Here is a 9,700-nt window from a genome sequence, read left to right as displayed (position 1 = left end):
CCTAAGGAAATTAGGCTTTATCACCATAAGTGAAAGATATTCATTAATACACTAATTCTATTGAACCGCCGTATACCGAACGGTACGTACGGTGGTGTGAGAGGTCGCTGAGTAAATAATTACTCAGCTCCTACTCGATTTAGGAAAGAGAAGGTTAGTCAGATGACTTAACCCGCAATGGTGAGAATTCTATAAAATAAGTATTGAAATAGAATACTTGAATTATCAATGGGTTGACTAGTGAATAAGCTGGAGACGCAAATAGGGCGTTTTCGGCTTTTTAATTTATCCGATGACCAAGCCGCTCTAAGACTCCCATCTTTCCTGTGCCCTTTAGGGTATACAAATGGGAGTTATACCCAAAGGGCACAGGCGAGCGGCTAAGTCCCTGGAAGTTGGTCGACTAAACTTCAGATGGGGTTAAAACCCCACCTGAAGCTAAGTCTCACTTAATCTGGACAAGGAAAGAAATGTGGAAGAATAAATAAGGTAAAGGAGATGTGGTTTATGGCTATTTCTAAAGAATTGGGTATCCGGGAGGTTGTTAGCAAATACCCAGATACAATTGCGGTGTTCCGGAAATATGGGATGGGATGTTTTGGTTGTGCAGCGGCTAGTTATGAAAATATAGAAGAAGGCGCGCGCTCTCATGAAATCGATATTGATCTTTTAATCAACGACTTAAATAAAGTAATCAAAGACAATCCAATTGACACTGGTTCGAGTGAAAAAGAAAATGATGGATAGTTTTACTGATCAGTATAAACTACTGAAGGCAAAGAAAGGTTTTTCGAAAGGAGAATCCTCTTTGCCTTCTTGTTTGGTCTAGTTTGCACTAATTGGGTGTAAGGTGTGTCAGAATAGCGGGTTTCTCTGGCAATAGAAATCGTAACCATGAGGAAAAGGGAGAGATAGTAATGAGTGAACAATCGGAAAGAAAACATGGATTTGATACATTGGCTTTGCATGCCGGTCAAGTACCTGATCCGACTACCGGCGCAAGAGTTGTGCCAATTTATCAGAGCACATCGTTTGTACTTGGCGATACCAAACGAGCGGCCCGGCTTTTTTCACTGGAGGAATTAGGCAGTGTATATACCCGGATGATAAACCCTACACAAACTGTATTTGAAGAGCGGGTAGCCGCTTTAGAGGGGGGCGTAGGGGCACTGGCGGTTGCTTCCGGACAGGCGGCGATTACTTACTCTATTTTAACAATTGCGCAGGCCGGGGATGAGATCGTATCTTCCGCCGCATTGTATGGCGGCACGTATAATTTATTCCATTATACTTTGCCAAAACTTGGTATTAAGGTTCATTTTGTAAACCCTGATGATCCTGAGAATTTCCGCAAAGCGATAACTCCTGCCACTAAAGCTGTTTATGCCGAAATCATTGGCAATCCCAAGATTGACATATTAGATGTAGAAAGTGTAGCAAAAGTTGCTCATGACAATTCTATTCCGCTCATTATTGATAATACTTTTGCAACACCGTATTTGCATAGACCGTTCGAGTGGGGAGCCGATATAGTTGTACATTCTGCAACCAAATTTATCGGCGGGCATGGCACATCCATCGGTGGCATTATCATCGACTCAGGCAAGTTTAACTGGAATAATGGTAAATTTCCTGGTTTGATTGAACCTGACCCAAGTTATCACGGACTATCTTATAGTGAGAAATTTGGCAATGCGGCTTACATTTTTAAAGCGCGGGTAACGATTTTACGTGATACCGGAGCGGCTCTAAGTCCTTTTAATGCCTTTTTATTCCTCCAGGGATTGGAAACACTCTCCTTACGACTTGACCGGCATGTGGCTAACGCGCAGAAGGTTGCTGAGTTTTTACAGGGCCATAGATTTGTTACCTGGGTGAATTACCCTGGTTTAACAAGCAGTACATCCTATGAAAAAGCACAAAAATATCTGCCGAAAGGAGCGGGGGCGATTCTCACGTTTGGTATTAAAGGCGGCCTGGCTGCAGGAACTAAATTCATCGACAGTCTAGGCCTATTTTCACATTTGGCAAACGTGGGTGACGCCAAGTCGCTGGTTATTCATCCTGCCAGTACAACCCATCAGCAATTAACTCCTGAAGAACAGTTTGCAAGTGGGGTAACCGAAGACCTTGTACGGTTATCCATTGGCTTGGAAGATATCAATGATCTGTTGTATTATCTGGAAGAAGCGCTTGTGATAAGTCAAGAATAGCGTCATTTGAAAAATAGTAAAGAACAGGAGGCGTATTACATGATTAACCTAAGAGACAATACCTGCCCTACAAGGGAACAACGTGGAAATGGTATTAACGCTTTTTTTGGGAAAGCAAGTGAACTCGTTAAACAAGTAAAAGACGGGACGGTGCCAAATACGGAACGCTGCTTTCAGCAATCGTCAGGTTGCCTGTTAAATTTCTATCTAACCCAGCGGGTTATGACCATTCGTGATTCTGTTATGATTGTTCATGCGCCGGTAGGCTGCTCTGTCGTCGGCTTAGGCTACAGGGAAATATTCCGTAAAGTTCCTGTTTCTTTGGGGCGCCCCGAAAACTTTGACTTTCATTGGCTGACTACCAATCTGAATGAGAAAGATGTTATCTATGGGGCCGGAGACAAATTAAAATATGCGATCAAAGAGGCCCAAACCAGATATAATCCCAAAGCAATATTTGTGTTGGCATCCTGCACCACTGGAATTATCGGTGAAGATATCGCGGGAATTGTTGACGAGGTCCAACCTGAGGTTGATGCAAAAATCGTTGCGATCCATTGCGAAGGGATTCGCTCCAAGCTGATTCAAACCGGGTATGACGCCTTTTGGCATGGCATACTCAAATATTTAGTGAAAAAACCAACAAAAAAGCAAAAAGATCTGGTCAATGTGGCAAGTATGCTGTCTTATACCTGGCAGGACCGGCGAGAGATTACCCGACTGTTAGAGAAAATAGGCCTGCGTCCTAATTTTGTTCCGGAATTTTCAACAGTTGAGCAATTTGAAATGCTCTCGGAAGCGGCCGTCACTGCGCCGATTTGCTCTTCATTTACCGATTACCTGTCGCGAGGGCTGGAACAGGAATATGGCGTACCCTACTTTTTGTACCCTTCACCGATTGGCGTAGAACATACGGATCAATGGTTACGGGCGATCGCTTACTACACCGGTAAGGAAAGTGAAGTAGAAAAGTTGATTGCCGAAGAACATGATGAATGCCTGCCGAAACTGGAGATTATCCAGAAAGAATTTGCGAGAATCGGCAACGGCAATGATATTAACGTCCTTGGTTCCTTAGGGCAGGGCAGATTGCTTACCCAAGTTCCATTTTTTAACGAATTGGGTGTAAAGACACCGGCTGCTATTTGCCTGGATTTTGATGATCTGGTGGCAGATGAAACGGAAAAACTGATCGAAAAGGTCGGGGATTTTGATGTATTGGTTAATACCTTCCAGGCGGCAGAAGTGGCCCATCACACCAGACGATATGACCCAGACATCGCATTGACATGCCCCTTCCAGGGGAGCGCGTATAAGCGGGACCGCGGTGCAACCAGAATTCATTCTGCCAGGGGTGATGCCCGGCCATGGAGTGCCCAGGCGGGATACAAAGGCGCAATAGCTGCCGGTAATTTTCTGCTACAATCCACAAAAAACCGCTCATTCCAGAAAACAATGCTGGAAAAGACGCCTGATGTATACAACGAATGGTGGTATCAACAACCTGACCCACTTTATTTTACAAAGAGGGAGGCAAAATAAGCAATGTCTTTAGTTAAAGAAGAACCGCAATTCTTTCCTGAAGTAGTTGAAGCCCCCAGATATTCTTGCTCGATGGGGGGAGCCTATGCAGCAGCCCTGGCAACGTTTGGTTCTGTTCCCATCCTTCATTCTGGGGGCGGTTGCGGCTTTGCCCAAAATTTTGGTCAGAGTTTTGCCTCAGGCTTGAACAGTCCCGGACCGGTAGGTGGCGCAAGCACACCCTGCTCCACTTTGGTAGAAGAACATGTAATTTTTGGTGGTGAAGATAAACTAAGAAAACTGATTGACAGTACCATTGGTTTAATGCCTGGTGATTTATACACGGTCATTTCAGCTTGCGTACCTGCTCTGATTGGCGATGATGTCGATTCGGTTGTAGCAGAATTTCAGGAACGGGCGCCTGTTATTCATGTTAAGACAGCAGGCTTTGCAGGAAATTCGTATAAAGGATATGAACTTTATTTTGATGCTGTCATCGACCAGCTGTTAAAAAAGCAATCGGTAAAAAAGAACACAGTTAACATTTTGGGAATTGTTCCCACGCAAAATCTCTTTTGGAAAGGAGATCTGCGCAATCTTAAAGAGCATTTGCAAAAAATTGGTGTGGAAGCGAACATTATATTCGGCGATCTAAACGGATTGGAAGCTTTAAACAGGATTCCCGCTGCGGAGTTGAACCTGGTGTTTTCTGTATGGGGTATTAACACGGCAAAAAAACTTGAAGAGCGTTTTGGTACCCCGTATCATGTTTTTTCTTCCTTGCCTATCGGGCCCAAGGATACGACTCAGTTCTTGCAAGCACTTGAGCATAAATTACAGATATCTGCCGATGTCATTGCCAAAGTGGTGGAGGAGGAAGAACAGAGTGCCTACCGCTTTACGGAATATATAGGGAATATATTGGTTGTTGCCATACCTCATGCGTACTATGCGGTGGTTGCCGACAGCAGTACAGCAATAGCCGTTACAAAGTATGCGACCAATGAACTTGGTTTTAATCCTGAAATTGTGATTATTACAGATGATCCCCCGGAAGAATACCGGGACGGAATTATCCGGGATTTAACCGAGGATTTGGAAAGTGTTTTAAAACCCAAGATTGTTTTTGAAATTGATTCCCACAATATCAGATTGCTACTTCGTAATTATACGATGCAAATCGTATTTGCCAGTTCACTGGAGCGATATATTGCCGAAACAGAACTTGGCGGTGCATTATTTCTCAGTGTGGCTTTTCCGTCGTATGATCGGCTGATTGTTGACCGCAGTTATGTCGGATATCGTGGTGGACTGAACCTTATGGAAGATCTGATGGTAAAATACGGAGGACCGCTATAACAACCATAATACCAAAGCCGGATTCTGAGAAGAATCCGGCTTTGTGCTATCTTCGGATTATAAATGTGTAGAATACTAATAAACATTTGACATTATTTAGAAATGTGTGCTACTATATATCCTAATATACCTTATCATTTGGCTAATTTTAACACTTTCTATAAAATTGTATAAGATATGTGCAGAGCTCATCAGAAAACTGAAGGCTAAAGTCATCACTTAGATGCTTTAGTCTTTTTTTATTTACAAGTGTTTTGATTCTAATACTTAAAAACGGAGGAGGTACGATGAGACTATTGGCAATGATTCAATCTAATCCGCTACGAATATTGGCTTTATACATTACTATACTTGTGTTTTTTCAAATTAAAATAGTACCAGACAGCTTGTCTTTGTCGACGATCATCACGAGCGTGATGGTCTTCCCTCCGGCTTTCATTTTTTTCTTTGCCTACTCGAAGCTTCAGCATGAGCTTGCAGAGGAAAAAAAAACTGCGGAACGAGCACATTATTTAGCATTTCATGATTCTATAACCGGAATGCCGAACAGGAATTACTTCCAGGGAACTCTAACCGAGCTATTAGCTGTCAAAAAGCAGCGGGTTGGAGTCATGATGATTGATCTACATGGATTTAGCCTCATTAATGATATTGCGGGGCATCAAGAAGGATATAAACTTCTTAAAGATGTGGCAAAAAGATTAATACAAAATATCCCGGAAAACTGTATGATTGCCAATGTATGGGGTGATAAATTCCTACTGGCTATACCCGGGATGGTTGACCCAGTTCAATTAACTGGCTTAGCCGAAAATATCCTGAGTGCCTGCAGACTTCCCTGGCTTGTTGATTCCCGCCAGTTTTTTTTAACCGCGAATATCGGCATATGTGTATCACCTGAGGATGGCAAAGATGCGATAACGCTCATGAAAAACGCAGATATGGCTGTTTCCAGGGCGAAAGCACAAGGTAAAAATCAATACAAATTCTATACTTTGAATTTCTCATCCAATGCGTTAAAGAACATTGAAATGGAGACAAAACTGCGTAACGCTCTTGAAAATGATGAGTTCTTTATTGCATATCAGCCACGGGTTAGCCTTTCAACCGGAGAAATTAATAGTGTTGAGGCATTGCTGCGTTGGCAAAACAAGGAACTAGGTCTAGTGAGTCCAGGAGAATTTATTCCCCTTGCCGAAGCTACTGGGCTTATCGACAGCATTGGCGAATGGGTTTTGATTACTGTCTGCCGGCAAATTAAGAGTTGGAGTGAACGTGGTTTTACTCTTCCGGTTTCGATAAATTTGTCAGTTCGCCAATTTTACCAGCAGAATTTAGTAGAATCTATTGCTCGTACTCTTAATGAAACACAGGTTGAGCCAGCTCAACTCGAATTGGAGATTACTGAAAGTATGATAATGCAAGACGTAAATCAGGCGATCATTACCATTAAAGAACTTCGATCCATGGGAGTGAGTATTGCCATAGATGATTTTGGTACAGGGCACTCTTCGCTTACGAACCTTAAAGTATTGCCGGTAGATGTGTTAAAAATAGATAAGAAGTTTGTGCAGGATGCAGAAGACTCTCCTGAGAGCCGCTCTATCGTTCAGGCAATCATCACATTAGGACATATCCTTGGTCTAACGGTTACTGCCGAGGGCGTTGAAACCGAACTCCAGTTATCAATGTTGAGAGAAATGGGATGTAATGAGGTGCAAGGATATTTTTTCTCTCAGCCGACTTCGCCGGAGAGAATATATACAATGCTGGTCGGAGGAAACGAGCAAGCAAAGATTCTAAAGAACCAATTGGCTATCGATTCAAGCTGTTTGTAATTTCCCTAAATGGGATGATGTAACTATAAATTGGGGAGTGGTGAAGATATGAAAACGGTTTTTAAAGTAGATAGTGGGCTTAACTTTTTTAGTAGGGTCGGTATTAAGCTAAAACTGATTTTATTTGCTGTACTGCTTACTCTAGTTGCCGTAGTAGCTACTCTGGCGCCTGCACTTTATTTATTTGATGAATATAATAACGATATCGCTACAGAGCAGGTGCAGGAAGGTATGAAAGGGCTTACGATTACGCTTAAAGATTATCAAAAGAATGCATTGAATTTTGGCGCTGTTATGGCTAGTCATCCGGGAGTTATAAAAGCTATTAAAGACAAAGACGCGGTTTCGGTTTTAGAGCAACTGGGTCCTCTGCTTACGCGGGCCAATATTGATTTTGCTACAATAACAGATGAGACAGGTAAAGTAATTGTCCGTACGCATGAACAGAAGAAGGGTGATAATGTAGCGAATCAGGAAAATGTTAAAACGGCCCTTAGAGGCACAGCCTTTGCTGCTATTGAGTCCGGAACAGTGGTGAAGTTTTCTGCCCGGGCAGGGACCCCGGTAAAAGATGAAGACGGCCGGATTGTTGGTGTAATCTCGGCCGGATACTATATTAGTGATGACCGCGTCGTTGATCGAATTAAAGAAACGTTTAGTACAGATGTAACGCTATTCTTAGGTGATACCCGTGTTGCCACAACGATTATTAAAGATGGCCAGCGAGTAGTAGGTACTACCTTAAATGAACAAATTGCCGGTAAAGTACTCAAAGAGGGACAAGAGTATATTGGTAAAGCCGAAGTAGTCGGAAACCAATATATCACGGCCTATAAGCCGCTCTTGGGACCGGGAGACAAGCCAATCGGAGCGCTATTTGTCGGAAAGAATATTGAAGGCCTCAATGCGGCACGAAATAAAGTAGCAATGATAGTCGGCGGTATTTCACTTTTTGTAATGTTGATAGTTATCGTTATTGCCATTATCATCTCCAATAAACTGACCAATCCGATCCGTAAGCTAGTGACGGCTGTAGAGTGGGTAGCCGGCGGGGATCTAACGAAATCTGTTGAGGTATCCGCAAAAGATGAAATTGGGACTTTAGCAAGCGGTTTTAACAAAATGATTGAACGGTTGAAAGCCCTGCTTGTAAACGTTAATTCTTCTGTTGATACACTGACCTCAGCATCGCGAGCGCTTACGGCAAGTGGCGAACAATCAGCTAAAGCGGTTAATCAAGTAGCAGCTACTATTGCCGATATGGCTCAGGGTGCTGAAGAGCAACGCTCATCAATAGAAGAAACATCCAGTGTTATCGAGCAAATTGTAATAGGCCTAGAGCAGGTGGCAACCAGTGCAAAGCATGCAGCTTTAACCACAAATAGAACTACTGATGCATCACACCAGGGTAGCAAAGACGTCGAGAGTGCGCTCAGTCAAATGGATGTCATTGAAATATCGGTGGTAAATTCCGCCAGAGGCGTTGCTAAACTAGGGGAAAGGTCTACGGAGATTGGTAGTATCGTTGATACTATCTCAGGAATTGCCGGTCAGACAAACCTACTAGCCTTGAATGCTGCAATCGAGGCGGCTCGAGCAGGAGAGCAAGGGCGTGGTTTTGCAGTCGTGGCAGAAGAGGTAAGGAAACTTGCCGAACAGTCGCAGGAAGCCGCGAAGCAAATTGCTGCTTTAATTGGTGAAATTCAAAATGACACAGATAAAGCAGTAGTTGCTATGAATGATAGTACCCGCGAAGTCAAGGTAGGTGCAGAAGTAGTGGCTTCGGCGGGTAAGGTATTTAAGGATATTTCTGAATTAATTGCGGAAGTATCTAATCAGGTTAACCAAATCGCTGCTGCCAGTCAACAAATGGCAAGTGGTAGCCAGCAAATAGTAGCTTCAATGAATAAAATTAGCCAAGTAAGCACAGATGCGGCAGGTCAGGCTCAAAACGTTTCTGCTTCAACACAAGAACAGTCTGCTTTTATGGAGGAACTGGCAGTATCCAGCCAGACTCTTACTGCTATGGCTCACGAGTTACAACTTGCGGTTAATAAATTTAAGATATAGGTACAGTCTGTACCGGGGTACAAAAAATTAGAGGGCCTTCCTATGGAAGGCCTATCTTTGTTAGCGAAGAGTCCAGCGGTTCGAGTCCGTTTAACCCTACCTAAAATAACAAAATGTTACTGTTGACATAATAGCAACAAAATGATAATCTATAAAAGTCGCTGTGAGCGGCGGAAATAATTGGTACGATAATCATGTTGACATAATATGATATAAGTGCTATGATATATATCCGTCACTAAATAGACGGCATAATGTTCCTTGAAAACTAAACAATGTAAGTAATGCATCATAAAATGCCAGATGTGCGGTGGCTTTAAAAGCCACATAATTATTACAAGGATGCGGAAGTAGCTCAGCGGTAGAGCATCGCCTTGCCAAGGCGAGGGTCGCGAGTTCGAATCTCGTTTTCCGCTCCAAAAAATAACGAGCCGATAAAACGGCTTCAATATAATGTAGTCACAATGTGATTGCAAAAATTTATTGGAGAGTTTGATCCTGGCTCAGGACGAACGCTGGCGGCGTGCCTAACACATGCAAGTCGAACGGAGTATTCATTTATGGATACTTAGTGGCGAACGGGTGAGTAACGCGTAGACAACCTGCCTCTAAATTGGGGACAACACCGCGAAAGTGGTGCTAATACCGAATGTGGTAACTTGGTTGCATGACTGAGTTAAGAAAGGTGGCCTCTATATA

6 protein-coding genes, 1 tRNA gene and 1 rRNA gene are annotated in these 9,700 nt (G+C 43.1%); all 8 read left to right on the top strand.

Annotated features, from left to right (window positions below; translation table 11 throughout):
* Positions 1–507: 507 nt before the first annotated feature.
* A complete protein-coding gene (locus VN447_RS05525; protein ID WP_325523647.1) occupies positions 508–747 on the top strand; it encodes a DUF1858 domain-containing protein in 240 nt (79 codons plus the stop codon).
* Between the two features lie 170 nt (positions 748–917).
* The gene (locus VN447_RS05520) at positions 918–2,213 is read left to right on the top strand and encodes an O-acetylhomoserine aminocarboxypropyltransferase/cysteine synthase (protein ID WP_325523645.1); all 1,296 of its coding nucleotides are present in this window, start codon (positions 918–920) and stop codon (positions 2,211–2,213) included.
* Between the two features lie 39 nt (positions 2,214–2,252).
* Positions 2,253–3,755, top strand: coding sequence for a nitrogenase component 1 (locus VN447_RS05515; protein ID WP_325523643.1), 1,503 nt, complete (start codon positions 2,253–2,255; stop codon positions 3,753–3,755).
* Positions 3,756–3,758: 3 nt separating this feature from the next.
* Positions 3,759–5,093: a nitrogenase component 1 gene (locus VN447_RS05510; RefSeq protein WP_325523641.1), complete on the top strand. Its 1,335-nt coding sequence runs from the start codon at positions 3,759–3,761 to the stop codon at positions 5,091–5,093.
* A 287-nt stretch (positions 5,094–5,380) separates the two neighbouring features.
* Positions 5,381–6,931 (top strand): bifunctional diguanylate cyclase/phosphodiesterase, encoded by a 1,551-nt coding sequence (locus tag VN447_RS05505; protein WP_325523639.1) that lies wholly within the window; start codon positions 5,381–5,383, stop codon positions 6,929–6,931.
* 48 nt (positions 6,932–6,979) lie between these two features.
* On the top strand, positions 6,980–9,001 hold the full coding sequence (locus tag VN447_RS05500) for a methyl-accepting chemotaxis protein (protein ID WP_325523637.1): 2,022 nt from the start codon (positions 6,980–6,982) through the stop codon (positions 8,999–9,001).
* 344 nt (positions 9,002–9,345) lie between these two features.
* A tRNA-Gly gene (locus tag VN447_RS05495) sits at positions 9,346–9,420 on the top strand.
* A 61-nt stretch (positions 9,421–9,481) separates the two neighbouring features.
* Positions 9,482–9,700, top strand: a 16S ribosomal RNA gene (locus tag VN447_RS05490); the annotation flags it as partial.

Source organism: Sporomusa sp. (genome assembly GCF_035561155.1).
Lineage (GTDB): Bacteria > Bacillota > Negativicutes > Sporomusales > Sporomusaceae > Sporomusa.
Note: the sequence above shows the minus strand (reverse complement) of the source record. Positions and strands in the feature narration are given on the sequence as shown.